Raw genomic sequence first — 25,270 nt, 5'->3', positions numbered from 1 at the left:
TTTCAACTTCTAAATGCGAAGGGAAAGCCTGCGGATTTTACCGCATAAAATGGGCTTTCCCTTTGTAATCTTTTGAACTTCTTTCGATTTTTTTTCCAGATTTTTATTTCATTTTCGCCGAAGATTTTTTTCTTTTTTTGTTACCCTAATCACAGAGAGGAAATTGGTATGATGAGAAGAAAAAAATCACGGCAGATCAGAGAACCGTTGATTCGGACGGAAGCTGAAATCAGCCAAGGACTGACCGGAGAACAGGCGGCGGAGCGTTATCGAAAAGGATATGATAACCAGACTCCCAAATCGCTTTCTAAGACGGCAGTTCAGATCGTTTGGGACAATGTGTTTACTTTTTTTAATTTCTTATTTGCTGCCTTAGCATGCTGTTTGTTTTTGGTCGGCGCCTATACCGATATGATGTTTTTAGGCGTGGTTATTGTCAATGTCCTGATTGGCATTGTTCAAGAGTTGCGGGTGAAAAGAATCCTCGATCGGATTTCTCTGATATCTGCCCGTAGAGTCACCGTAATCCGAGACGGCAGGCAGTCGCAGCTTCTACCGGAAGAATTGGTGATCGATGATATCGTTGTGCTGCAGCCGGGTTCTCAGGTACCGGCGGATGCGTTTATCTGTCAAGGCACGGTTGAGGTCAATGAAGCGCTTTTAACGGGAGAATCCGATGTGATCCAAAAGCGGGAAGGCGATGCTTTGCTTTCCGGCAGTTTTTTAGTTTCCGGTCATTGCCTGGCTCGCTTGGATCGAGTGGGAGAGGACTCCTATGCCTTCAGCTTGACAAATGCAATGAAACGAAAGAAACGATACCGTTCCGAGATGATGAAATTACTGGATCGGTTATTGAAAATAATTGGAATCGTTATTGTGCCAGTAGGAATTTTGATGTTTGGAAAACAGATGGCAGGGTTGGACACCGGTGTTTCCTATGCCGTTCGTTCTACAGTGGCTGCGATTGTCGGGATGATTCCGGAAGGGCTTTATCTGCTAGTTAGCGTAGCCTTAGCAGTTAGCGTGATTCGTCTGGCGAAAACCCGCACGCTGGTACATGAATTGGCCTGTATTGAAAATCTGGCCAGAGTTGACGTGCTATGTTTGGACAAAACAGGAACGATCACGGAAGGTCATCTGGAAGTGCAGCAGGTACAAGCGGTAGAAGGAAAACAAGAGGAAGAGTTTCGAGAAATTTTATATGGATATATACGTGGAATGGATGGGGACAATGGGACGGCCCAGGCTTTAAAAGCCTGGGTTTCAGAACCAGCGCCAGAACTGGCCGGCTGCCAAAAAATCCCCTTTTCCTCGGAACGGAAATGGAGTGCGGTTTGTCAGGAAGATGGAACCTGCTATTTGCTGGGAGCTCCGGAGATCTTGCTGAAGGAACATGTGGCGGAATACGAACCGGTTCTAAAACAGCTCTTTTTGGATGGGCGAAGAGTTTTGTTGTTTGCAAAAGGCAAGCATGTAATCGGAGAAGAAGGGCTGATGGATGCGCCGGAACCGATTTGTTTTTTGATTCTGGCAGATAAACTGCGGGAGCAGGCAAAAGAAACTCTTCAATATTTTAGAGCGCAGGGTGTGACTGTAAAGGTGATTTCCGGGGACAACGCAGAGGCAGTTTCCTGTGTGGCGCAGAGGGTGGGCGTAGAGCAGGCGAGCCATTTCGTCGATATGAGCCAGATCTCGGATACGGAGGATTTTGGGCTTTTAGCGGAGCAAAACGGAGTGTTTGGGCGCGTGGCGCCGGAACAAAAGCGAAAGCTGATCCAAGGACTGAAAGCCAATGGTCACACGGTAGCGATGATTGGAGACGGCATCAACGATGTGCTGGCATTAAAAGAAGCGGATTGTAGTATTGCTATGGCTTCCGGAAGCGAAGCGGCAGGCCGGGTGGCTCAGTTGGTGCTGTTGGATTCCGATTTTACCGCTATGCCGCAAATTGTAAAAGAGGGACGGAGAGTCATCAACAATATTGAACGTTCCGCCTCATTGTTCTGTGTAAAAAATATTTTTTCTTTTCTCATGGCGGTAATTTTACTGTTTGCAGCGATCCCATATCCGCTCCTTCCCGCGCAGATCACATTGATCAGCGGATTCCTGATCGGCGCGCCGTCGTTTCTTTTGACTTTTGAGCCTTCTTTTACAAGGATAAAGGGTGGATTTTTGGGAAATGTCCTCTTAAACTCTTTGCCGGGAGGATTGGCCAATGTGCTGGTGCTTTTGACTGCGCTGCACTTTGGAACAGCTTTGAACTTGTCATTTGCAGAAATTTCTACCATCTGTGCATTGCTCATCGGTGTAGTAGAGTTACTGGTATTGATCTTCCAGTGCTGGCCGCTCAATGCTTGGCGGGCGGTATTGGCCGCGATGTGCGGAGGCGGTTTTTTCCTGGCCGCAGCTTGGATCGGGCCGGTGTTTCACCTGACGGGGTTATCGGCGGCAGGAGCAAGACTATTTGGGATATTGGCTTTATTTTCCCTGCCGGTGATCAGTATCCTAGTATTTGGCGTCAGCCGAATAAAGAAAGAGTTTCTTGTTAAATATGAGAAAAGGAACAGCCAGCCGGCGACGGTAAGAGGGATTGGATGATAAGGAGAGAGGCATGGCGCTCTTCTGGTCAAGTTGAGTGATTGGAAAGGAGAAAGAAATACTTTTTAAAAATATATTGGCAAAAGAAGCTGCATGGTAATTCTCGATAAGTATGGGTTTTGCATGGCTTTATATAATAAAAAAATATATTTTGTTATTGTATCTGCTTTTTTCTTGTGCTACAATAAGCAAAAATATATGTGAAATAGCGATCCTTGGAGGGATTTGGTATGCCTACGACATTATCGGAGAAAGCAAAAAAAGTAAAAAGTTCATCCACATTGGCGATCACTGCGAAAGCGAAGGCTCTTCGCGCGCAGGGGGAGGATGTGGTTAGTTTTGGGGCTGGGGAGCCGGATTTCCCCACGCCGGAAAATGTGTGCGCGGCGGCGCATAAAGCGATTGACGAAGGAATAACCCGCTATACGCCTGCTTCCGGAACCGTGGAACTGAAGAAGGCGATCAGTAAGAAATTTAAAGAATTTAATCAATTGGATTACGCTCCCAGCCAGATTGTGGTCAGCAATGGAGGGAAGCATTCTTTGACGAATGTTTTTGAGGCAATTTTAAATCCTGGGGATGAAGTGATTATTCCGGCTCCGTTTTGGTTGAGCTATCCGGAGATCGTCCGCTTGGCGGGCGGCGTGCCGGTGATTTTCACTTGTGGGAAAGAGGACGGCTATAAGATGACTGCCGAAGCCGTGGAGAAGATGATTACGCCGAAGACCAAGGCTTTGGTATTAAATACGCCCAATAACCCTACCGGCGCGGTCTATGGAGAGGACGAGCTAAAGGCCATCGGAGATTTGGCGGTAGCCCATGATTTCTTTATCGTGTCGGACGAGATGTATGAGAATTTATTTTATGCGGAGGGAAAACATGTCAGCATCGGTTCCCTCAGCCCGGAGATTTTTGAGAAGACGATCACGGTCAGCGGCGTGTCCAAAAGTTATGCGATGACCGGATGGAGAATCGGTTATACCGGCTCTTCGGAGGAGATCGCCTCTCTGATGGGCAGTATTCAGAGCCATCAGACGTCGAATCCCTGCTCCATTTCCCAGGTAGCGGCAGTGGAAGCCCTAAAGGGCGATCAGGAGACGGTAGCGGAGATGAACGCGGCCTTTGACGAGAGACGCCGGTATATTCACGGAAGGGTGAACTCGCTTCCGCTGCTTTCCGCCATCGAGCCTCAAGGCGCTTTTTACCTGTTTGTCGATTGCTCCGAGGTACAGGGAAAAGTTTATAAAGGAAAAGAGATAAAGGATGCGGCGGATATTGCAGCCATTTTGATTGAGGATTATAAGGTGGCCGTCGTACCCTGCGCGGATTTTGGCTTCGCAGATCACCTGCGCCTTTCTTACGCTATTTCCAAGGAAGAGATCGCGAAAGGCTTGGATCGTATCGAAGCATTTTTGAAAACGCTGTAAGGAGGCCGTCATGGAAAAGGTAGAGCGCCTGAATCGAGAGATGGCTTATACGGGTACTGTGCTGAAGGTGTACCGGGATACGGTGCGGGTTTCCAATGGAAATCAGGCGGTATGGGATTATATCCATCACGATGGTGCGGCCGCTGTCATTCCTGTCCGGGAGGATGGGAAAATTTTGATGGTACGCCAATACCGGAACGCATTGGATCGGTTTACGTTAGAGCTTCCCGCCGGAAAAGTGGATTCTCCGGATGAACCGAAGATGGAGTGCGCGAAAAGGGAGTTGGAGGAAGAAACCGGTTATCGCAGCGATCATCTGGAACTTTTGATTACCGTGGATACGACAGTTGCCTTTTGCGACGAGCAGATTGAGATTTATATAGCCAGGGATTTAACCTTGTCGGAGCAAAAGCTGGACGAGGATGAGGAAATCGATGTGGCGGCTTATTCTTTGCAGGAACTTTTGGATATGACTTTCCGCCAAGAAATCAAGGATAGCAAAACGGTAGCGGGAATTTTAGCTTATCAGGCTTTGCTTCAAAGAAAAGAGTAGGCAATTCTAATCGAGGATGCGCCCAGGGGTGTCCTGCAGCATGGATGCTGGTTATAATCCATTTTTTTCTGGAATAAGATGAAAAGGAATTTTCTGTAAAGCAGAAATAGTCTTTCCAGGGAGGAATGAGATGTGGAAAAGCGATTTACGATGCAACAACAGTTGGGGATGGTCCTTGCCGTGGGCTTTACGGTGGGGACCATTTTTGCAAATTTTCCCGGAAAGCCATACGTAGGAGAGATCGGAATTCTGTCCTCATCCTACCGGGAATATTTGCTCGCAGGAGAATGGGACTTGCAGAGAATGTTTTTGACTCTGTTTGCCAGCCGTATGATACCGGCGTTCCTGATGGTAATTGTAAGCTTTACAAAGTGGAGACTGACGGCTTTGCGTCTGTTTTGCTTGTGGGCGTCCTTTTCTCTTGGCGTGTTCTGGGCAGCCTGCATTTTGACTGGTGGGTTTTCTGGTATTTTTGTGTTTTTTATGTCCTTGTTCCCTCATGGTGTGTTGTTGGTTTGGGGCTGGGCGACGATGATGCGGATGATTTTAGGAAGAAATTTGACATTTGCTCACCTATTACCGCCATTTTCTTTCTTGCTTCTGGGCGTTATTGCGGAAACCTGGATTCATCCCTATCTGCTCCGTTTTTTGTTCCGGCTTGTTTTCGTGTAAAAGACTTCTAAAATTGTCCCTTTCGCATTACAATAGTAAAAAAGCATTGGGATACTTTTATGAAGAAAAAACGTTTGCTTTGCGCCTTAATGGCCTTCTTTTTGCTGTTTGTATCGCCGGCCGCCGTGTGGGCGGAGCCAGAGGCGGAATCGGGAGGGAAGATTTCCGTATCAGCGCCTTCGGTAATTTTGATGGAGGCGTCCACAGGGACCATCATCTATGAAAATAATGCGGATCAGATTCTTCACCCGGCAAGCATCACGAAAATTATGACGTTGATTCTGATCTATGACGCTTTAGCGGAAGGCAAGATTCAAAAGGACGATGTTGTGCGTGTGAGCGAATACGCGGCTTCCATGGGAGGCAGTCAGGTTTTCCTGGAGGAAGGCGAAGAGCAGACCGTTGATACCATGATCAAATGTATCTCTGTGGCGAGCGCTAACGACGCCTGTGTAGCCATGGCGGAGTTTGTCTGGGGAAGCGAGACGGCTTTCGTAGAAAAGATGAATGAAAGGGCGGCGGGACTTGGCATGGCCAATACTTCCTTCGTCAACTGCTGTGGGCTAGACATCGACGGCCATATGACAACAGCTAGAGATGTGGCTTTGATGTCCAGGGAACTGATTACGAAATATCCGGATATTTTTAACTATACTTCGATCTGGATGGAAAATATTACCCATGTGACGGCTCGCGGCAGCAGTGAATTTGGCCTGGCTAACACAAATAAATTGATGAAACAGTATACCTACGCCACCGGCTTAAAGACTGGTTCCACAGGTCTCGCGAAATACTGCGTGTCGGCTACAGCCAGGAAAGACGGCGTGGATTTGATTGCAGTGGTGATGGCCGCTCCGGATTACAAGGTACGCTTTAAGGATGCGATTACTCTTTTAGAGTATGGTTTTTCTACCTGCCGTTTGTACCAGGATACGGAAGGTGTGGAGCTGCCGGAACTTTTGGTGACTGGGGGCGTGGAAGAGAACCTTCCTCTGAAAATAGGCGGGCAATTTTCCTATTTGAGCACAACGGGAGAAGACTTCAGCGGCATTGAGAAGCAGTTGGAATTGCCAGAGAATATTAGCGCGCCCATCGAAGAAGGGCAAGTAGTAGGAACCCTTCGCTATCAAATGGGAGGCAAAGAGATCGGAAGTGTCGATATCTTGGCGGGAAAGGGCATTGAGGAGGCAGGATTCCTCGATTATTTGAAAAAAGTTGCCGCCAATTGGCTTTTATAGACAGAAGTTGCCAACCTCCCCTAAAATATGTTATACTATTTTTCGGAAAAGTGAAGGCCTGTTTGGTGTAAAGCTATCCCTCCTGGCTTTCACTTTTCTCTTGTTCGATAGGAAATTCCGACGAAAGATCTTGGAGGAATGTATGAGACTGAGAATCTCACGTTATCTGGTTGATTCTGAAAAGATCCCAGAGGAGATGAACGGCTGCCGAATCGCAGTCCTGGCAGATTTGCATGACTGTGAGGTAGGAAAGAAAAACAGCCGTCTTTTGGCGGCTTTGCGTCAGGAACAACCGAACTGCGTACTCCTGGCTGGGGATATGGTCGTGGAAAATGTAAAATGCTGCCGCGCCCGCCTGGCTTACCGGAAAGCACGGGAGTTTCTGATTGCGCTGGCCAAGGAATTTCCCGTTTATTATGGGATGGGAAATCATGAATCCCGCTGGAAGAAAAATGTGGACAGCCATTCCATGACTTTTGAACGGTTTCGCCAGGAGTTAGAAGACGAGGGAATTATTTTTTTGGATAACCGCTCTGTGGTTTTAGGGAATGGAGATAGAGGCGTTCGTATTACTGGTCTGGAATTGCCGCTGCCTTACTATCAACGGAAAATTCGAATCCCCCATCTGACCGGCGCAGCAATCCGGAAGTTGGCAGGAGAGGCGGATCAGCAGCATTTCCAGATTTTACTGGCGCACTCCCCACAGTTTTTCCAGGGATACGGGGATTGGGGGGCGGACCTTGCATTGGCGGGGCATTTCCATGGAGGGATGATACGATTGCCAGTTGCAGGAGGCGTGATCTCTACTTACTGCCGGTTGTTTCCAAAATATGATAGAGGAATGTTCGTCAAGAAGAATAGACGAATGATCGTCAGCGCCGGGCTGGGAACGCATACGATTCCGCTGCGGATCAATAATCCGCCGGAGTTGATTTTTCTCGAACTTACTCACAGAGGATGAAAACATGGATTTGGAAGTAAAGCTGGAAGCATTTGAAGGGCCTTTAGACCTATTGCTCCATCTGATTGATAAAAATAAGGTCAATATCTATGATATTCCGATCGTAGAGATTACCGCTCAGTATTTAGAGTATGTCAACCAGATGGACAAGGAGGATCTGGATTTAGTCAGTGAATTTTTGGTGATGGCGGCAACTCTTTTGGACATTAAGTCCAGAATGCTTTTGCCAAAGGAAGTCGATGAGAATGGCGAAGAGGAAGATCCCAGAGCCGAACTGGTAGAGCGATTGCTGGAATACCGAAAATTTAAATATATGAGTATGGAATTGAAGGATCGGAGCTTTGGAAGCGAGCGTTTGCAGTTTAAGGAGCCTACGATCCCGAAGGAGGTGGCTTGCTATCGGCCGCCGGTGGATTTGGACGAGCTGTTGAAGGATGTGACGATGCTGCGCCTCAAAGCCATTTTTGACGAGACGATGCGCAGGCAGGCAGACAAAGTAGATACTGTCCGGAGTCAGTTTGGAAAAATCGAGAGGGAAACCATACAGATCGGGGATCGAATTTCCGACGTGCGCAGGCGAGTGGTTCGAGGCGGCCGGTATTCCTTTCGCCAGCTGCTGAACGCAGGAGCTACCAAGGTAGAGATTGTCGTGACCTTTTTAGCTGTGCTGGAGATGATTAAGACCGGAGAGATCCGCCTGACGGAAGACAGCACGCGGGATGATATTATCATTGAAGGGAATGGATGAGAATGAATTACGAGGCCTTGATCGAGGGGATATTATTTACGATGGGACAACCAGTGGAACGAGAGTCTTTGGCGGCAGCTTTGGACTTGCCGGAGCCAATGGTGGAATCCCTGGTGGAATCCTTGATGGAAAAGTATGAAAGTGAAGAACACGGATTGAAAATTATCCGATTGGAAAATAGTTTTCAGATGTGTACCAAGCAGGAGTGCTATGAACCGCTGATTCGGATTGCTTCCCGTCCGAAAAAACCGGTACTCACAGACGTAGTGTTGGAGACACTGGCGATTATCGCCTATAAGCAGCCGATTACGAAGCAGGAAATCGAGCGGATTCGCGGGGTAAGTTCCGATCACGCAGTAAATAAACTGGTGGAATATGGACTAGCCTGTGAGGCCGGCAGACTCAACGCTCCCGGCCGGCCAATCCTGTTTGCCACCACGGAAGAATTTCTTCGCCGGTTTCAGTTGGATTCTCTGGAAAACCTTCCAGTACCTAATCCGGAAAAATTGGCGGAGATTCAGGAAGAAGTGGCGGAGGAAACCAAGGAAATCGCTGTCACTGTGTAGGGGACACGGTGGGAGTGGAGCCATACCTGCAGCAAGCAAACCGGGCGTGGCCCCTTGAATGTACACAGTTCAAGATGACAATAGAAACGCTTTCAAAAGAAAAGCAAAGTTTAAAAGAAAGAGAGACGGGTTACATGAAGAAGTTAGGATTTATTGGTTGTGGAAACATGGCAAAGGCGATGATTCGTCAGATCATCACAAAGGGGCTTTGCCAGCCGGAAGATGTGATTGCCTCCGCGTTGCGGTGGGAAACCTTAGAGACTGCTCACAATGAGTTGGGAATTACGGTTGCCCATGACAATCGTACGGTGGTACGGGAGGCGGATATCGTATTTTTAGCGATTAAGCCCCAGGATTATAAAAATGTGATTACGGAGATCCGGTATGAGATCGAAAAGCAATTGATCGTAACCGTTGCACCAGGAAAAACGTTGAAATGGGTGGAAGAAACCTTTGAACGGGATGTGAAGATTGTTCGGACCATGCCGAATACGCCTTGTATGGTGGGAGAAGGTGTGACTGGCGCCTGTAAAAATTCCTTTGTGACGGAAGCGGAGTTTGCAGAAATCATGAAGCTTCTCTCTGCGTTCGGCGAGGCCATTGAGGTAAAAGAATCGGTGATGGACGTAGTCGGAAGCGTGGGCGGCAGCGCTCCGGCCTTGGTATACTTATTTATCGAGGCTATGGCGGACGCGGCGGTTGCCGATGGGATGCACCGCGATGTAGCGTACCGTTTTGCCACCCAGTCGGTGCTTGGCAGCGCAAAGATGGTTCGTGATTCCGGACTCCATCCTGGAGAACTGAAAGATCAGGTTTGCTCGCCGGGCGGCATTGCCATTGAAGCGGTTTTAGAGCTGGAACAGCACAATTACCGCAGCGCGGTGATTGAAGCGGTGCGCGCCTGCACGAAAAAGTCGAAAGATTTGTTTTAAAGAAAACGGGTCAAAAGAGGCTTTTATAAGCCTCTTTTGACCCGTTTTTCATATTCTAAACCATAGGATAGAATCTACCCGGCCAGCCGCATCAGGCCGGTATGTCTCACTTTTTCGATGATAGGGATTTGGACGTGGGGCTCAGCCCAGACATTCGGCAACTGATCTAAAAGCGTGATGTTCTCCCTATCACAGTCAAAGCTTTCTATTTTGGCGAAATAGAGCATTCCATAGGCCGTCGAATCCTTTTTTTCGATAGAGTAAGCGCACACGGGAATGAGCGTGAAATCCGACGGGCCGATTTTTTCCTTCAAAGTCCGGCTTGCCGCATCAAGAATACTTTCTTTAGGAGCCCTAGGACCAGAGGGGACGCCATAGGTTTCTTCACTTTTGCAGAAAACCCATTGATTATTTTTTCTCGCCACAACAGCAGTACGTGTCAGCAGCGTATCGTCTATAGATTGGTAAAATTGAACGTTCATCAAAATGCCTCCTACGTTTAAAATTCAAGCGATAAATTGATACATCATAATATAATGGCAGATGCTGCCTCCCATTACGAACAGATGGAAAATTTCATGGGAGCCGAAGTCCGGATGCTTGGAGTTGAAAAATGGAAGTTTCAAGGCGTAAATAACGCCGCCAACGGTATAAATGACACCGCCTGCCAAAAGCCAGGCAAAAGCGGACGGGGAGAGCAGTTCCAGAAGTTCCCGGAAGGCCAGCAGGCAAACCCAGCCCATCGCGATATAGAGAATAGAGGAAAACCATTTCGGGCAGGTAATCCAAAATGCCTTGATTAAAATTCCAGCGAGGGCAATTCCCCAAACCAACAGACAAAGATAAATGCCTAAAGGCCTGGGTAAGACGCAAAGACAGACAGGCGTATAGGTGCCGGCAATGAGAACAAAAATAGCCATATGGTCGATTTTGCGAAGAATCCGGTTTACTTTCGTGGAAATGTCTAGAGCGTGGTAGGTAGTACTGGCAGCATAAAGCAAAACCATGCTGCAAATAAAAATGGAGAGAGAGGCGACCTGTACCGGGCCGGCGTCTCTGGCGGCTTTGATCAAAAGCGGCAGTGCGGAGACGGCTGCGGCAACCATACCGATAAAGTGCGTGATGGCGCTTCCAGGGTCTTTCATACTAGATCTCATAAAGAAACCTCCTTGATTAAAATAAAAATACTCTATAATATAGTATTAAAAACTATGTATCAGATATACATATATTACAACATGTAAAAAGAAAAATCAATACCAAGGAGGAAAAAAATAGAATTTTTTTGATATTAAAATTCAGGTGTTAAAAGGTTTCTGTAGGAGAAGGTATCGGATTTGATGCCTAAACTATATCAGAAAAAAGGCAGACCAGCGGTAAGAGGATACAGGAGGGTACAATAACCATAATGAAATTGCCCTCATTGATTGAAAAGAAGATTCAATCAATGAGGGCAATTGAGTTTCTCTATTCTGCTCGACTACATTTTCTGATTTTCATTTCTTTCGATGTACAACAGAATTGTGAGGGTATCGTCACTGGAATGTGGCCGTTTGATGAACGTGAGAGAGCGGACTTATATCCGCTGTTTTTTATAATCTTCCAGCAGCTGCCCGCTGTTGATAACAAAATCCCGGAAGTTCTTTACAGCCGGCGTCATATACCGATCCTTTACCCAGGCGATATGAATATCCCGAACTGGGATATCATTTTCGATGGCCAAGGCCGCCGTAGCGTAATGGGAAGATTCCGCAGCGGCTTCCGGCATCAGCGCGATTCCAAGTCCCGCTGCGACGGCGCCAAGAATGACAGAATCGTGAAACCCTTCAAAAGAGATTTTTGGAGTTAGGTCGACACTTTGGAATACTTGATCAATATAGCCGCGGATCTGGCACTGCGGATGATACGTGATGAAAGTCTCTCCTTGCAGCGTCGTCAAGTTTACGGATTTCCGGCTGGCGAGGGGGTGGTTTTTCGGAACCACTAAGATGGTCTGATGACTTCCGATTTTTACCGATTCAATTTCTTCCTGTTCAAAAGGCGTAGTAAAAGCCAGATCCGTCTTCCCCAGGAGTAAATATTCCTCAATCGTGTGGGTCGATACCTGATCAAAGCGGAAATGATTCTGCACTTTCCCCGTTTTTTGGAAAAAACGAGAGATAAGAAAGGGAACAAAGCCGCTTAAAGAGCTTAGGAAGCTGAGCGAGATCCTTCCGGTCTCCGGGCTGATAAAATCAGAAAGACGGGAGCGGCCTTCATCGAGAATATCCAGCGAACGGGTGACGTAATCCAGAAAAAAAGCGCCGCAGCTGGTCAGTTTTACGTTGCGCCCCTGGCGGATAAAGAGAGAAACGCCCAGTTCTTTTTCCAGATCCGTAATCGAATGACTAAGGCTGGACTGAGAAATATTTAGCTGTTGAGACGCTTTCGTGTAATGTTCCAAATCGGCGATGGTTTTAAAATAGTAAAGCTGTTGTAGATTCATAGAGGCACCTCCGTCTTTTCTATCATAATGCCTGACAGCCATTAATTCAAGCAGAATTTATGAGGGAAATCCATGAAAACAATGAAAAAAAATCAATATATGAAAAAAAATCCGAGCAATCATTTGAGAAAATCATTGGACTATTTGTCTCATTTATGGTACAAATAAATAAGTAAAATTTCTATATTTCTAAACTTGCAAAGGAGATTCGGAACATGAGATTAGAAAGCAAAGTAAAATTGGATGTAAGAGGAAAAGTTTTTGGCGGTGATAAGAATCTGGCCTGCATTCCGATGATTCCGGCTACCAGAGAAGCGTTGGTTGAAGAGACGAAGATGGTTGCTGCTCTGAATCCGGATGTTATTGAGTGGCGTGTAGATTACTATGATAAGGCTGGGGATGCTCAGTATGTAAAAGAGTCCTTAGAGGAGATCGGCCAGTACCTGAATAACATCCCGGTCATCTTCACCTTCCGTCATGTATGCGAAGGCGGCGCGAAAGAGTATGCCCAGGATGTAAGACTGGCTACGATCAAAGCTGCTCTGTCTACCGGATATGCGGATATTATTGACATTGAAGCTTGCAATGAAAAAGAATTTATCGATGCGGTAAAGGCTGAAGTAGTAGCTGCTGGTTCTAAGCTGATTCTGTCCTTCCATAACTTCAAAGATACCCCTTCGGAAGAGTTCATCTACAACAAGCTGATCGAAGAGAAAGAGCTTGGCGCAGACATTCCGAAATTGGCTGTAATGCCGAAGGATTTCCTGGATGTAATGACGCTGATGAAGGCGACTTACCGTGCAAGAACTGAAGCGGTAGATCTGCCGATGATCACCATGTCCATGGGCGAAGTTGGAAAGATTTCCCGTGTGATTGGCGACCTGTACGGCTCCGATATGAGCTTCGTAGTTGGCAAGGCTGCCAGCGCGCCGGGACAGATTCCGGTTGCCATCGTAAACGAACTCTGGAAGCTGCTTGCTTAATCGACGAAGAAAGTTACTTCGTATATATCTAACCATAACATGAAAAGACTGCCCGGCGGTAACTTCTTCCTCACCGCCGGGCAGTCTTTTTATTATTTCATAGGAAATTCCGTCGGAATTTCCTATGAAATAATAAAACGCTCCGCTATGGATCGCACTGCGGCGGAAGGGAAGATGGCAGCAAAGCTGCCCCGCCGCAGGCGGAGAATTTCGCAAAGCGAAATTCTTTGTTCTATGCTAAATAATTTTTCATCGTATTCAACGCGTTTTTTTCCAGGCGGCTGACCTGCGCCTGGGAAATATGGATTTCCTCCGCCACCTCCATCTGGGTTTTCCCTTCAAAAAAGCGCAGATGCACGATATTTTTTTCTCTTTCCGGCAGACGGCGCATGGCTTCGCTGAGAGAAATATTTTCCACCCAGTTGTCTTCCCGGTTTTTCTTATCGCTGATTTGATCCATCACATACAAAGCGTCGCCGCCCTCCGTATAAACCGGCTCATACAGGCTGACCGGGCTTTGAATCGCATCGAGAGCTTGAGTGATTTCTTCCTTGTCAATCCCGATTTCTTCTGCAATTTCACTTAAAGAAGGTTCTTTTAGGTTTTGTTTGGTCATCTGTTCTTTGGTGGAAATCGCCTTGTAAGCGATATCGCGAAGAGAACGAGAAACCCGGATGCTGTTATTGTCCCGCAGATAACGGCGGATTTCCCCGATAATCATTGGCATGAGCATGGGAGAGAGAAAATGTTTGGGGATCGTTCCGATGTCTTTTCGTATCGGAACGATCCCCAAACCCTTGATAATAGCTTTATTCCTGGATATGCTCTAACCCTTGATTCATAATCGTGCAGACATGTTGGTCGGCCAACATGTAGTAAATGGTCCGTCCGTCTCTCCGGAATTTGACCAGCTGGCTTTGTTTTAGGACCCGAAGCTGATGGGAGATGGAGCTTTGGGACATGCCAATACTGTCGGCAATATCCTGTACGCACATTTCGCCGTCCAGAAGGGTATAGAGGATTTTGATTCGAGTTTGATCGCCAAATATTTTAAATAATTCAGCCAAATAGTATAGTTCGTCGTCGGTGGGCATAAAAACTCCTTTCATCAGCGAAATTACATAGGGAGCGGGATTTGGATTTTTTCGTAGTGGGCGATGGGATCATCTTCCTGCCCCTCGGCTTGTTCTGATGAATTTTGAATCCTGTTGCGTATCGAAAGCATCCGAGCATCGGTAGCCGCGATTGTTTCCGCACATTCCCGCAACTCCTGAATAATTTTTTCTTCGTCGGCAATGGATTTCTTATATTTCAGTTGGTGCTCCAGGCTGGCCCAAAAATCCATAGCAATCGTGCGAATCTGGACTTCCACCCGCATTTTCCGTTTATGATCGGAAAAAAAGACGGGGACTTCTACGATCAAGTGTAGGCTGCGATATCCATTTTCCTTCGGGGAACGAATATAGTCTTTTCTTGCAATCAACGTAATATCGTCTTGATTGATTAGCATATCGGCAATGGCATAGATATCGTCGATAAAAGAGCAGATGACCCGGATTCCGGCAATATCATTTAAATTTTCTTCCAAAGAGGAAAAAGAAAGCGGAAGAGCGCGTTGTTTCATCTTACGAACGATACTGACCGGCTTTTTGATGCGGCTGCTGATGAATTCGATCGGGTTTCTCTGGTAGCGGACGGAAAATTCGGAATTTAGGATTTCCAGTTTCGTGCGGACTTCCCGTATGGCGCAGTCGTACATCATCATCAGTTCCTGATACTGAACCGCCCGGTCCAGAAAGAGTGAAGCATTTTCTACAATTTCAGTGATGTCGGTATCGTCGTAGACCTGAAGTGGTTCAGGAGATGTTTTCTTCGGTAGATCAGACATGGTATCCTCCATAAATGCTACTTCCGTTGACAAGGGAAAATTGTGCTTCTGTCAACGGAAAATATATGTAATAGTATAACAATGTCCGATAAAAAAAGCAAGAAAATGGAAATGAACAAAGGATAAACGGAGAATGAATTTCTTAAACCGGAAGATTTTGCCGGTATTGACCAGGAGTTTGATCCGTGTACTTCCGAAATACACGGAAAAACGTGGACTTACTGTTAAATCCGGTCACAAAGCCGATCTCCTGGATGGGAAGATCCGTATCTTCCAGCAATTCTTTTGCCTTTTTTACGCGCAGCTTGTTTACGTATTCCCAGAAATTGCAATTGGTATGGTTTTTAAACATACGGCTTAGAGAAGCTGTATGGATTCCCAGATAATCCGCCGCAGCTTCCAGCGACAAATTCGGATCTTTATAATGGATCAGAAGATACGATTTTAACCGTTCCATTTGGCGGTAGGAGTTGGTCTGATAATATTTTTCTAAAATCCGGAGACATTGTTTGCAGGTGCTGTCCGTATATGCGGCCGCTTCCTGCAGGGAAGAAAAGGACTTTAATTCCTGTTCGCCTGGTAAGGATTCTTGTTCTTTTCCTAACTGTGGCGCGAGGTGAAGCAAGTGCTCCCGGTATAAATGGATGAGAAACTGAAACAAAGGGCGGGCATGTTCCAGTTTCATATCATACAGGGTGACATCCTCAATCCACCGGTGAGTGTCCTCTTTCGTTTGGCTAATTTCTATCTGACCGATTTCCTCCATAATTTTCTTTGCTTCATTGATGAAATGGGCGGAGAGATGCTCTTGCTCTGGAAGCGGTGCGCCTGGAACCAGAACCGGCTCAAAGGATGCGTTCTGATAATACTGGTTGATATTCAAATTTTCTTCCGCGCTATGGAAGGCCTGTTTCAGATGAAGAAGATCAAAATGAAAACTGCCGTAGCCGATCACCTTTTGGACGCCGTCTTCTATGACGGGATTTTTCAGGTGTTCCCGCAAATTTTCCAACATCATATGAATCTGCGTGTCGCTGGATTTGGGGGAAAAGGAGCATACGGTCACCAGGAGAGACGGTTTTTGACGGATGGGGAATACGGTCGCCTGTTTCCCGACAAAGGCGTGGATCCGCTGAACGATTCGCAGATAGACTAACTCCAAGGAAATCTCTGACGAAGCGTTCGGATCGTTGGGGATCAGCTTGATCAGAAAAATGCCGTAATAATTTTGAAGCTGAAACGGGCTCTGCAAAAGCTGCAGACGGTGTTCCAGGTCCGTAGGACAAAGTTCCGCGTCGCGGAGCAAGTCGAGGAAAAGTTTTTCGTGCAGGGAAGACTGAAGGGCCGGCAGGAGTTCTTCGATTTCCTGTTGATGGGTAAGCATCGAGGAATAAGCCTGATTCAGATAATCCACCTCATTTCTGGCTTTTGCCGGGAGAAGAGGCGCTCTCTGCAAAGAAAGATGGTCTAATAACGTTAAAATGGGGTGATATACCATCAGGGAGATATAGAAACTGCCGAAAATGCTGACGGCCAGGATGATGATGAAAAAAAAGATCAACGGAGGCGTAATTTCCTGCGACAGGGAAAGGAAGCGGGGAATCGGCGGAGTCGTATAGAAATAAAGCCAACCATGAGAATCCCGGTAATAAAAGGTCGATTGGTCGGAAAGCAATCCAAAATCATCGGCTCCGTTTGCCGCCTCTTGAATAAGTTCTGATTCCAGAGTCCCTTTGTTCTGCCCTAAGACAAAGTGTCCCTGGGCATTATATAGCAGAAAGTCGGAGGAAGATTGACTGGTCTGAATCGCCTCGTATAAGGCGTCTAAATGGATTTCAAAAATCAAATAGGCAAAGGATTCGGATGTGATATCGGGATAAGATTGTATTAAATAAAGGGATTGGGCAGTCGTCAGGACATCCGTTGGAATTTCGTTTACGGTGATTTGGGTTGCCAGAGACGGATCTTCATAGTAGGGGAGAAGGATATCCGCCAAGGGAGAATGTTCCATCGTGGTAATATTGTTTCGGGAATCATAAAAAATATTGGGTTTTACAACAAAATATCCGGCATAGTGAATCAGCTTTTGGGTGCTTACAGCGGAAGCGAGTTGGCTGATTAAAGCCAGCGTTTTTTCATAGTTCATCTGACGGCGGGCAATGACCCCGCGAATGACATCCTTATTATAAAGCAGGGAATTTAGTTTGGTGGATTCATTTTCCAGGATCAGATTCAAGGATTGGCTGGTTTGACGCAATAGCCGTTCATTGGAAGCGACATATCGATCTTTCAAATTCTGATTGCTGGAATAGAGCAGAAATCCGCCAAGAAGCAAAATCATCAATAAGAAAAAAATAGCCAAGGTGATAAAGATTCGAACCAGCAAACTGTTCTTATGATAGATTCGAAGATACTTGCTTTTTGCGTGCATAGGATGACCTCCCTTCCCTTTTTTGATTATAGCATGTGGCAAAATAAATAACAAAAGGAACCGAGAACCAATTTTTAACGAAAGTCCCAAACTTTAACCGGAGCGCCGGAAAATCAAAATAAAGGGAGGGAATTGACACTTTACTTGCCTGTTTTTCTCCCTTATGATGCAATTGTGGATGTGCACAGTCCCGAATACAGAAAGATAGAAGGGAGGTTCTATGAGAAAACTCATAAAATGGTTAGATGATCATTTGGAGGAAGCCTTGATGGTTTTTCTGCTTGGCGTCATCTGTATTGTCATGATGCTGCAGGTGATTATGCGTTATTTCATTCAATCGCCGCTAAGCTGGGCGGAAGAGCTATGCCGCTATTGCTTTATTTATTCTGGATTGATTGGAGTCGCTTTCTGCGCCAAGAAGGATACGCTGCTTCGGATGGACGCTTTGATTTTGCTGCTTCCGGAAAAAGCACGGAAGCTTTGGGGAAAGATTTTAGATGTTTTTCTGCTGGCGCTGTTTGGGTTTCTGTTTATAAAATCCACATCCTTGTTGGAGGCGACAGCGAAGCAGGGGCAATTTAGCCCGGCATTACATCTGCCGTACTACGTGCTTTACTTTTCCCTGACCTTAGGTTTAGGACTGGCTAGCCTGCGTTTGGCGCAAAAGTTGTTTTTGGCGGTGAAAAAAAGGAGGGATGCGTCATGATAATAATCGTCTTAATCTCCTTTTTACTGATGTTGCTGTTGGCCTTTCCGATTTTGGCTGCCTTGGGGACTGTTTCCGTCCTGCCGACTTTTCTGGATCCAGGGTTTGCCGGAAATATTTCCTATGTTCTCCGCTCCATTGTCGGAGGGCTGGATTCCACGCCGATCATCGCGATTCCCTTATTTATGCTCTCCGGGGATATCATGGCGAAAGGCGGGATCTCGAAGAAGCTTTTCGATATTTTTGCCCTGTTGGTTGGAAAAAGAACCGCGGGGATCCCTTGCGCGGTGATTATTACCTGTCTGTTTTACGGAGCGATTTCCGGCTCCGGCCCAGCGACAACGGCGGCGGTAGGCGGGATGTGTATTCCCATTTTGGTGGGACTGGGATATGACAAAGTATTTTCCACCGCTTTGGTTGCAACGGCAGGAGGATTGGGCGTGATTATTCCTCCCAGTATTCCTTTCGTGGTGTACGGCGTCGCCACAGGCGTCTCCGTAGGCGCATTGTTTACCGCAGGCGTACTGCCGGGAATCCTGATCGCTGTGGCTTTGATGGCTTACGCGTATCTCTACTGCAGACGGGCGGGAGAAGATAAAGCGCGGGTGGCGGAAAATTATCATGCCTTAAAAGAACGTGGGACATTTCGGGTTCTAAAAGAAGGCTTTTGGGCGCTGCTGACGCCGGTTATCATTTTGGGAGGCATCTACGGAGGAATCGTCACTCCCACGGAAGCGGCGTGCATTTCTGTTTTTTACGCCCTGTTTGTCAGCATTGTGATCTACCGGACATCGAGATGGCGGGATATTCTGAACTTTATGCGTGGTTCCGTTGCCAACTATGCGGCGATTATCGGTCTGCTGGCCTTCGCCAATGCGTTCAGCCGGGTAATCACCTTGTTGGATGCGCCGCAGCTTCTATCGGAATTTCTCAATCAGGCGTTTGGAAATAAATATTTGTTCTTGCTGGTGCTAAATTTGGTTTTGCTGGTGATCGGGATGTTTATGGATACCGGCCCTGCGCTGGCAATTCTTGCCCCGTTATTCTTGCCGGCGGCAAAGGCATTGGGGGTGGACGCCGTGCATTTTGGCATCATTATGGTAGTCAATTTGGCCATCGGGCTGGTCAGTCCGCCTTTTGGAACCAATTTGTTTGTGGCGGCGGCCATCACAAAGATTCCGTCGATACAGATTGGAAAGAAAGCCATTCCTTTTTTACTATTCTTTATCTTGGCGCTTATCATGATCACCTATATTCCAGCGATTAGCCTGTTGCTTGGCGGCAGTTAAAGATCGCAGAAAAACAGAAAAGAAAAAATAAGGAGAAAATTTTATGAAGAAAAACATGGTTTCTAAGCTTCTGGCGCTTACGTTGGCGGCAACGATGATGGCTGCATGCGGTACCTCCGGGACAGAAACGTCCCCAAAAGAGACGGCTGCAAAAGAGGAGACATCAGCACCTGCAGGGAAAGAAAGCGGAACGGCTCCCGCAGAAAGCGGCGGGGAGGCGGAAGCGCGGCAGATCGTCTACGCTTATTGCGATGCCGAAGGCTCCATGATCGATATGACGGCGAAAAAGTTTAAAGAGATCTTGGAAGAAAAATCGGAGGGAAGATTTCAGGTTCGCCTGTACCCCAATGGAAGCTTGGGCAATACCTCGGAGTTGGCGTCCGGCTTGATTGACGGAACGATCACCATGATCAGCGGCGATATGACGCCTGTTTACTATGCACCCTACGGCGTCTTTGAGATGCAGCGCTTGTTTGACAGCCGGGAAAATGCCAAAAAAGCCGTGGAAAAGGGAGGGGAATTCCGGACTGCTCTTGAAAAAGTCTCGGAGGAAGGAAATATAAAATTGCTTTCCTGCGTACCGGCGGCCTACCGTGTGCTGAGCTCCAATAAAAAAGTAGAGAAAGTAGAGGACATCGAAGGTTTAAAATTGCGGCTGATGGAGAGCGATATTCCGATGGCGTTCTGGGGCGCTTTAAAAGCCAGTCCGACGCCGATCTCCATTGGCGAAGTTTATATCGCTCTGCAGCAGGGGCTGGTGGAGGCTCAGGAGAATCCGCTGAGCGTAATGATCGGATACAATCTTCAGGAACAGCAAAAGTACATCGTAGAAACCAATCACAAGCTGTTTTTCTGCGAGCAGTTGATGAATCTGGAATTCTTCAACAGCCTGTCGGCGGAAGATCAGCAGCTGATTCTGGATGTCTGTGAGGAAGTGGATGCGTTCACCTACCAAAATGCCGCGGATATGGAAGCGGATTCCGTAGAATTCCTGAAAGGCCAGGGTTTGGAATTTATCACTCCATCGGAGGAGTTTTATGCAAAACTGGATGCGGTGGCAGCGGAAAGCTATGATATTGTCCGGGCCAGCGTCGGAGATGAACTGGTGGATCTGGCTTTGAAAGCGGTAGGAAAATAGGGGGTAGATGGTTGGAGAAAAAAATTGGAATTGGAATCATTGGGGCTGGATATGCCTCCTGGCTTCACCTGACCGCTTATGAAAAAGTGGGAAAAATTCCTTTTGAGATCCGTATGATCTCGGATGTAGACCGCCCCAGAGCAGAACAGATGGCCGCCCAATTTGGAATTCCCGGAGTGACGACGGATTATGAAGAGCTTCTCCGGGATCCAAAGATCGATATCATTGATATTGTCACGCCGCCGGTTCTCCACGGGGAAATGATTGAGAAGGCCATGAAGGCCGGAAAGCATGTGATCTGTGAAAAGCCTTTGACCGGGTATTTTGGCGGCAAGGAAGATCCTGCTCCCATTGGCCTTCGGGTTTCTAAGTCTCATATGCTGGAAACGGTCTTAAAAGATATGGATCAGCTGCGGAAAGTTGTAGAGGCGGGAAAAGGCCGGTTTATGTATGCGGAGAATTTCGTCTATTGTCCTCCGATGGTCATGGCAGCGCAGATGATCGAAAAGAGAAAAAGCCGTATTTTGTTCATGAAAGGGGAGGAAAGCCTGAATGGATCCAGCTCAGTCATGGCGGGACGATGGGATAAAACCGGAGGCGGCTCTTTGGTTCGGGTAGGGTGCCATCCTTTGACGGGGATGCTTTGGCTAAAGAGCGTGGAAGCGAAAGCCCGCGGGGAAAAGATCGAGATCGTCAGCGTCTCGGCGGACATGAGCACCGTGACTCCCAGCCTTACGGAAGAAGAACATCGGCATATTCCAATCCGGCCGCAGGATGTGGAGGACATCGCGTCTGTAAGCGTAGGTTTTTCCGATGGAACAAAAGCCTTGGTGATTGCTACGGACGTCTGCCTGGGCGGCGCGAAAAATTATGTGGAGTTATACTGTAACGATGCCAATTTTGTCTGCAATATGACACCGGCGGATATCCTTCAGACCTATCTGCCGGATGAGAGGGGCTTAGAAGGGATGGAGTTAGGCTTTGGTCTCTCCACCAAAACAGGCTGGAACAAGCCCTTTGCCGCAGATGATGTGATCCGTGGTTATATCGGAGAGTTTCAGGATTTTTTAGAGTGCGTGGCAGAAGGGCGGGAACCCCTATCCGGATTTGACTTGGCCTATGATGCGGTGAAAGTTATGTATGCGGCTTATCAGTCGGCGGAAGAGGGACGGAAAATTTATTTTTAGAAAGGGAGAGGACTGTGGTAAAAATTGGAGTCAATACGCCTCTGCTCAAAGAGACGATCCAGGAGTTTGGCATCTATGAAACCATGCGGAAGGTTTCGGAGATGGGATACCATTATATGGAACTGTCGCAGTTTGATTTAAACCGGGAAAACGTGCAGATTCTGAAGCGGTGTATGGCGGACTTTGGCATTGAGATCGCCGCGGTTTCCGTGGATATTGAGCCGATGAAGGATTTGCTGGGAGGCAATCCAAAGATGAATCTGCAGGAAAACTATGAGGAGTTTGTGGAAGCCTGCCGGGAGTTGAACTGCCGTCATGCCCGCACCTTCCTTTACGGCACCAGCGAGTTCGGGACAGAAGAAGGAATTCTTGGCTATGCCGGAAAGTTTGACGCGGCGGCGAGGAAGCTGAAGGAAGATGGGATTGATTATTCTTATCACGCCCACAACTTTGAATTTGCCAAGCACCGTGGAAAGATCGGCCTTCGTATCATGCGGGATGTCACGGATACGATGAAATTTGAGATCTGCTCCTATTGGGTGCAGGCAGGAGGGTTTTGCACGGAGGATATCCTGCGGGAATTTGGCCGGGACGGCCGGGTCAGTATCTGCCATCTGAAGGATTACCGGATTGCGCCGCTGACCGACGATTTCCTCAAACGCTACTATACGCCGGAGCATCCCCGCCGGATCTTGACGGAGGTGGTACAGTTTGCAGAGGCAGGAGAGGGAAATCTAAACATCCCTGGGATGATTGCGGCCGCCGATGAAATCGGAGCGGAGTACATGTTTCTGGAACAGGATTACCTGTATGGAAGAAGCGAACTGGAAGTCCTGCAAACCGATTATGAAAATCTCTGCGCTATGGGGATGAGAGAAAGAATGTAAAAGAAGAATTGCTAAAACAAAGTCTTAGAAACCGTCACTTAGCCGAGTGGCGGTTTCTGCTTTTTATGATGTTTCTGGTGTTAGCTGAAATCTGGTGAGTTTTTGCTGGAAACTGCAAGGGCTTGTTCTATTGAAAATCCAGATTTTCTATGCTAAAATGATTTCGGCCTTCGTTTCTTTTTATGAATAGAAATCAATAAAACGTATGGGAATTGAGATATTATGAATATAAGACGAAAAGCAGTAAAATGGATGTTGGCATTCCTTTGTTTATTGGCGTTTCTTCTTTCCACAACCGTTTTTGCAGAGGCATATGAAATCAGCGATTCTTTTACCATTACGACAGATCGCTCGGAAGATTATGAAGTAAAGGGTGATTGCATTGTGGTGAAGTCGGAAGCAAAAATAACGGTTTCCGGAACCGGCTATGCTCTTGAGATTGAAGCGGATGCGGCGAACGTTGAAATCACCTTAGACAATTATGTTTGTGAAAGACCGGATAATTGGTCGGGACCGGCGATTCTTCTTCGCCAGGGTGCGTCAGCGGTAATTCATCTGAAAGAGAATACGGTAAATACATTAAAAGGGGGTCCGGAAGAGGCGGCTGTCCGTGTGCCAAAAGGAACTTCCCTGACCATTGACGGAACCGGTACGCTCCGTGCGACAGCCCGCAGCTCTTCTTTGAGCTCAGCGGGAACCGGAGCGGCTATCGGTGGAAATATCGGAGCGCAAAGTGGAACGATCACTATAAACGGTGGGATCATCGATGCCGTTGTGGAATACCACCATGCGGGGAATGGTGCGGCCATTGGCGGAGGTACCGGGAGCGGCAAAGGCAATGGAAGAATTACCATAACCGGCGGAGTGGTTACGGCAACTGCGGCAGGAAATGGAGCTGCCATTGGCGGAGGAGGCGCGTCCTCGTATCCCTCGGTAAACGGAGGCGCTGGTGACGGCGGTGAGATTATGATAACCGGCGGAACGGTTGTCTGTAACGGAAATATTGGCGGAGGAAAGGGCGCTGCTTCGCAGGGAACGCTTCGGATAAGCGGTGATGCGAATGTGAGCACCAACCAATGGCTCGAAGTAAACACAACGGTTTCCAGCGATTCTGCCAAGGGAACCATCCATCTGACGTCGGATATGACAATACCAGCGGGGAAGACCCTCGTGATTCCTAAGGGCATAACGCTCGATATCCCTGAAAATGTGGAAATTATAAATAGCGGTACGATCATCAACCATGGAATCATAACAGGCGGGGGTAAGATTAATAATTCCGATGCGGAAAACAATCTGTCCGGCAGCGGAATAGAAGAGGGCGTTACCATTCTGCCGATTTGTGAGCATATCTACGGAGAATGGATAACAGACGGAGCGGCGCGGCACAAAAAGGAATGCATCCGTGGATGCGGAAAAGTAATTCGGGAGATCCATTCTTTTTCCGGTTCGGCCTGCACCGTGTGCGGCGAAACGGAAATGCCCCCATATGTTCTGGAGGATACAACGCTCGTTATTTATAAAGACTTGGAGAATGATACCCTCCATTCGGTGGAATGGTATGATTTTGAAAGACAGGTAAAACATATTATCATAGGAAACGGCGTTACAAAAATCCCGCGGTATGCCTTTGATATGTTTCGAGAAGTGGAATCCATCCATATTCCAGAATCGGTGTTGGCGATCGAGGCGTATGCCTTTCCATTCGATAGACCTGCGACGATCTATTGTCCGGAGACTGCGAGGGATGTGATGGAGGCCGCGCGCCCTTTGGATCATGTGTTAGCCTACTATAAAATGGAGGCCGAATATGCGGTGATAACGGCTATTACTGATGGAAGCGTCCTTTTACCGGAACGGCTCTACGGCAAGCAGGTCTATCTAAGCGATGGCCTGCTGGCGGAATATCCGGACGTCGTCCATCCTCATCGGACGGCGGATTCCAGCAGCCGCGCCGATCAGGAGAGTCACTATTTTCGCTGTCTGATATGCGAAACAGATATCCCGGAAACGCATACCGGAGGTGTGGCCACTTGCCACTCTAAAGCGGTTTGTACGGTTTGCGGCAACGGTTATGGGGAGATTGACCCGTCCCATCATGGCGGGAATACCGAAGTGAGAGGAGCAAAGTCAGCCGCCTGTACAAAGGAAGGCTATACGGGCGATATCTACTGTATGGGTTGCGGCAAGACTATCCAGGCGGGAACCATTATTCCGGCAACCGGCCATACCCTTAGCAAGGTAGACGCAAAACCGGCCACAGAGGCGATTCCTGGAAACAAAGAATATTATCAATGCAGCTGTGGGATGTTCTTTGCAGACGCGGCAGGAACCGTAGAAATTACCGATATAGAAAGTATGAAGATACCGGTAAAAGATATACCCCAAATAGACAGACCAACGGATGCGATTCAAGATAACCCGGCGGAAAGCGATCAAAATAAAAATACGACTACGATCCCGAAGTCCGGCGATACCAGGGATCTGACGGGCTGGTCGGCTCTTTTGCTGTTAGCTGGCATAAGCTTTCTTGGAACCATGATTTATAAGAAAAGGACTTGAATTTGCTGAGAAATATCGT

Annotated in this window: 22 protein-coding genes and 1 pseudogene; 16 read left to right on the top strand and 7 right to left on the bottom strand. The window is 47.4% G+C overall.

Annotated elements, in window-relative coordinates; genetic code table 11:
* Positions 1-168: 168 nt before the first annotated feature.
* From ACCC71_RS09400 to proC, 9 genes are all read left to right on the top strand, one after another.
* Positions 169-2,598, top strand: a complete 2,430-nt coding sequence (locus tag ACCC71_RS09400) for an HAD-IC family P-type ATPase (RefSeq protein ID WP_434309369.1) — start codon at positions 169-171, stop codon at positions 2,596-2,598.
* 230 nt (positions 2,599-2,828) lie between these two features.
* Positions 2,829-4,025 (top strand): pyridoxal phosphate-dependent aminotransferase, encoded by a 1,197-nt coding sequence (locus tag ACCC71_RS09395; protein ID WP_434309368.1) that lies wholly within the window; start codon positions 2,829-2,831, stop codon positions 4,023-4,025.
* A 10-nt stretch (positions 4,026-4,035) separates the two neighbouring features.
* Positions 4,036-4,578: an NUDIX domain-containing protein gene (locus ACCC71_RS09390; protein ID WP_434309367.1), complete on the top strand. Its 543-nt coding sequence runs from the start codon at positions 4,036-4,038 to the stop codon at positions 4,576-4,578.
* Between the two features lie 132 nt (positions 4,579-4,710).
* The gene (locus ACCC71_RS09385) at positions 4,711-5,250 is read left to right on the top strand and encodes a hypothetical protein (RefSeq protein WP_434309366.1); all 540 of its coding nucleotides are present in this window, start codon (positions 4,711-4,713) and stop codon (positions 5,248-5,250) included.
* A 59-nt stretch (positions 5,251-5,309) separates the two neighbouring features.
* Positions 5,310-6,488 carry a D-alanyl-D-alanine carboxypeptidase family protein gene (locus ACCC71_RS09380; protein WP_434309365.1) on the top strand — a complete coding sequence of 393 codons (1,179 nt, stop codon included), beginning with the start codon at positions 5,310-5,312 and terminating at the stop codon, positions 6,486-6,488.
* Positions 6,489-6,630: 142 nt separating this feature from the next.
* Positions 6,631-7,449, top strand: coding sequence for a metallophosphoesterase (locus ACCC71_RS09375; protein ID WP_434309364.1), 819 nt, complete (start codon positions 6,631-6,633; stop codon positions 7,447-7,449).
* 4 nt (positions 7,450-7,453) lie between these two features.
* Positions 7,454-8,197 carry a segregation and condensation protein A gene (locus ACCC71_RS09370; protein ID WP_434309363.1) on the top strand — a complete coding sequence of 248 codons (744 nt, stop codon included), beginning with the start codon at positions 7,454-7,456 and terminating at the stop codon, positions 8,195-8,197.
* Positions 8,194-8,763 carry an SMC-Scp complex subunit ScpB gene (scpB, locus tag ACCC71_RS09365; RefSeq protein ID WP_434309362.1) on the top strand — a complete coding sequence of 190 codons (570 nt, stop codon included), beginning with the start codon at positions 8,194-8,196 and terminating at the stop codon, positions 8,761-8,763. The genes ACCC71_RS09370 and scpB overlap by 4 nt, the downstream gene beginning before the upstream one ends.
* Positions 8,764-8,897: 134 nt before the next feature.
* Positions 8,898-9,695 carry a pyrroline-5-carboxylate reductase gene (gene proC / locus ACCC71_RS09360; RefSeq protein WP_434309361.1) on the top strand — a complete coding sequence of 266 codons (798 nt, stop codon included), beginning with the start codon at positions 8,898-8,900 and terminating at the stop codon, positions 9,693-9,695.
* A 74-nt stretch (positions 9,696-9,769) separates the two neighbouring features.
* Here proC and ACCC71_RS09355 read toward each other — a convergent pair whose 3' ends face one another.
* The 3 genes from ACCC71_RS09355 to ACCC71_RS09345 form a co-directional block, all read right to left on the bottom strand.
* A complete protein-coding gene (locus tag ACCC71_RS09355; RefSeq protein ID WP_434309360.1) occupies positions 9,770-10,177 on the bottom strand; it encodes a hypothetical protein in 408 nt (135 codons plus the stop codon).
* A gap of 24 nt (positions 10,178-10,201) precedes the next feature.
* Complete coding sequence (gene trhA, locus ACCC71_RS09350; protein WP_434309359.1) at positions 10,202-10,852, bottom strand: PAQR family membrane homeostasis protein TrhA; 651 nt, start codon at positions 10,850-10,852, stop codon at positions 10,202-10,204.
* Positions 10,853-11,271: 419 nt separating this feature from the next.
* A complete protein-coding gene (locus tag ACCC71_RS09345; protein WP_434309358.1) occupies positions 11,272-12,180 on the bottom strand; it encodes a LysR family transcriptional regulator in 909 nt (302 codons plus the stop codon).
* A 215-nt stretch (positions 12,181-12,395) separates the two neighbouring features.
* On the opposite strand from ACCC71_RS09345, the gene aroD reads away from it, so the two are divergent.
* Complete coding sequence (gene aroD / locus ACCC71_RS09340; protein ID WP_434309357.1) at positions 12,396-13,163, top strand: type I 3-dehydroquinate dehydratase; 768 nt, start codon at positions 12,396-12,398, stop codon at positions 13,161-13,163.
* Between the two features lie 232 nt (positions 13,164-13,395).
* Here the strand turns inward: aroD and ACCC71_RS09335 are convergent.
* The 4 genes and pseudogenes from ACCC71_RS09335 to ACCC71_RS09320 form a co-directional block, all read right to left on the bottom strand.
* A pseudogene (locus ACCC71_RS09335) lies at positions 13,396-13,902 on the bottom strand (sigma-70 family RNA polymerase sigma factor); the annotation flags it as partial.
* Positions 13,903-13,972: 70 nt separating this feature from the next.
* Positions 13,973-14,257, bottom strand: a complete 285-nt coding sequence (locus ACCC71_RS09330; RefSeq protein ID WP_434309356.1) for an ArsR/SmtB family transcription factor — start codon at positions 14,255-14,257, stop codon at positions 13,973-13,975.
* Between the two features lie 23 nt (positions 14,258-14,280).
* Complete coding sequence (locus ACCC71_RS09325; protein ID WP_434309355.1) at positions 14,281-15,051, bottom strand: GTP pyrophosphokinase; 771 nt, start codon at positions 15,049-15,051, stop codon at positions 14,281-14,283.
* Between the two features lie 142 nt (positions 15,052-15,193).
* Positions 15,194-17,482, bottom strand: coding sequence for a helix-turn-helix transcriptional regulator (locus tag ACCC71_RS09320; protein ID WP_434309354.1), 2,289 nt, complete (start codon positions 17,480-17,482; stop codon positions 15,194-15,196).
* 220 nt (positions 17,483-17,702) lie between these two features.
* On the opposite strand from ACCC71_RS09320, the gene ACCC71_RS09315 reads away from it, so the two are divergent.
* The 6 genes from ACCC71_RS09315 (at position 17,703) to ACCC71_RS09290 (ending at position 25,251) form a co-directional block, all read left to right on the top strand.
* Positions 17,703-18,188 (top strand): TRAP transporter small permease, encoded by a 486-nt coding sequence (locus tag ACCC71_RS09315; RefSeq protein ID WP_434309353.1) that lies wholly within the window; start codon positions 17,703-17,705, stop codon positions 18,186-18,188.
* Positions 18,185-19,477 (top strand): TRAP transporter large permease, encoded by a 1,293-nt coding sequence (locus ACCC71_RS09310; RefSeq protein WP_434309352.1) that lies wholly within the window; start codon positions 18,185-18,187, stop codon positions 19,475-19,477. Before ACCC71_RS09315 ends, ACCC71_RS09310 begins: the two co-directional genes overlap by 4 nt.
* Positions 19,478-19,520: 43 nt before the next feature.
* Positions 19,521-20,615, top strand: a complete 1,095-nt coding sequence (locus ACCC71_RS09305; protein WP_434309351.1) for a TRAP transporter substrate-binding protein — start codon at positions 19,521-19,523, stop codon at positions 20,613-20,615.
* An 11-nt stretch (positions 20,616-20,626) separates the two neighbouring features.
* Complete coding sequence (locus ACCC71_RS09300; RefSeq protein ID WP_434309350.1) at positions 20,627-21,802, top strand: Gfo/Idh/MocA family protein; 1,176 nt, start codon at positions 20,627-20,629, stop codon at positions 21,800-21,802.
* 14 nt (positions 21,803-21,816) lie between these two features.
* Positions 21,817-22,689 carry a sugar phosphate isomerase/epimerase family protein gene (locus tag ACCC71_RS09295; protein ID WP_434309349.1) on the top strand — a complete coding sequence of 291 codons (873 nt, stop codon included), beginning with the start codon at positions 21,817-21,819 and terminating at the stop codon, positions 22,687-22,689.
* Between the two features lie 222 nt (positions 22,690-22,911).
* Positions 22,912-25,251 (top strand): hypothetical protein, encoded by a 2,340-nt coding sequence (locus tag ACCC71_RS09290; RefSeq protein ID WP_434309348.1) that lies wholly within the window; start codon positions 22,912-22,914, stop codon positions 25,249-25,251.
* Positions 25,252-25,270 lie beyond the last annotated feature (19 nt).

It is taken from the genome of Hominifimenecus sp. rT4P-3 (assembly GCF_051055405.1).
In the GTDB taxonomy this organism is placed as follows: domain Bacteria; phylum Bacillota; class Clostridia; order Lachnospirales; family Lachnospiraceae; genus Pseudolachnospira.
Note: the sequence above shows the minus strand (reverse complement) of the source record. Positions and strands in the feature narration are given on the sequence as shown.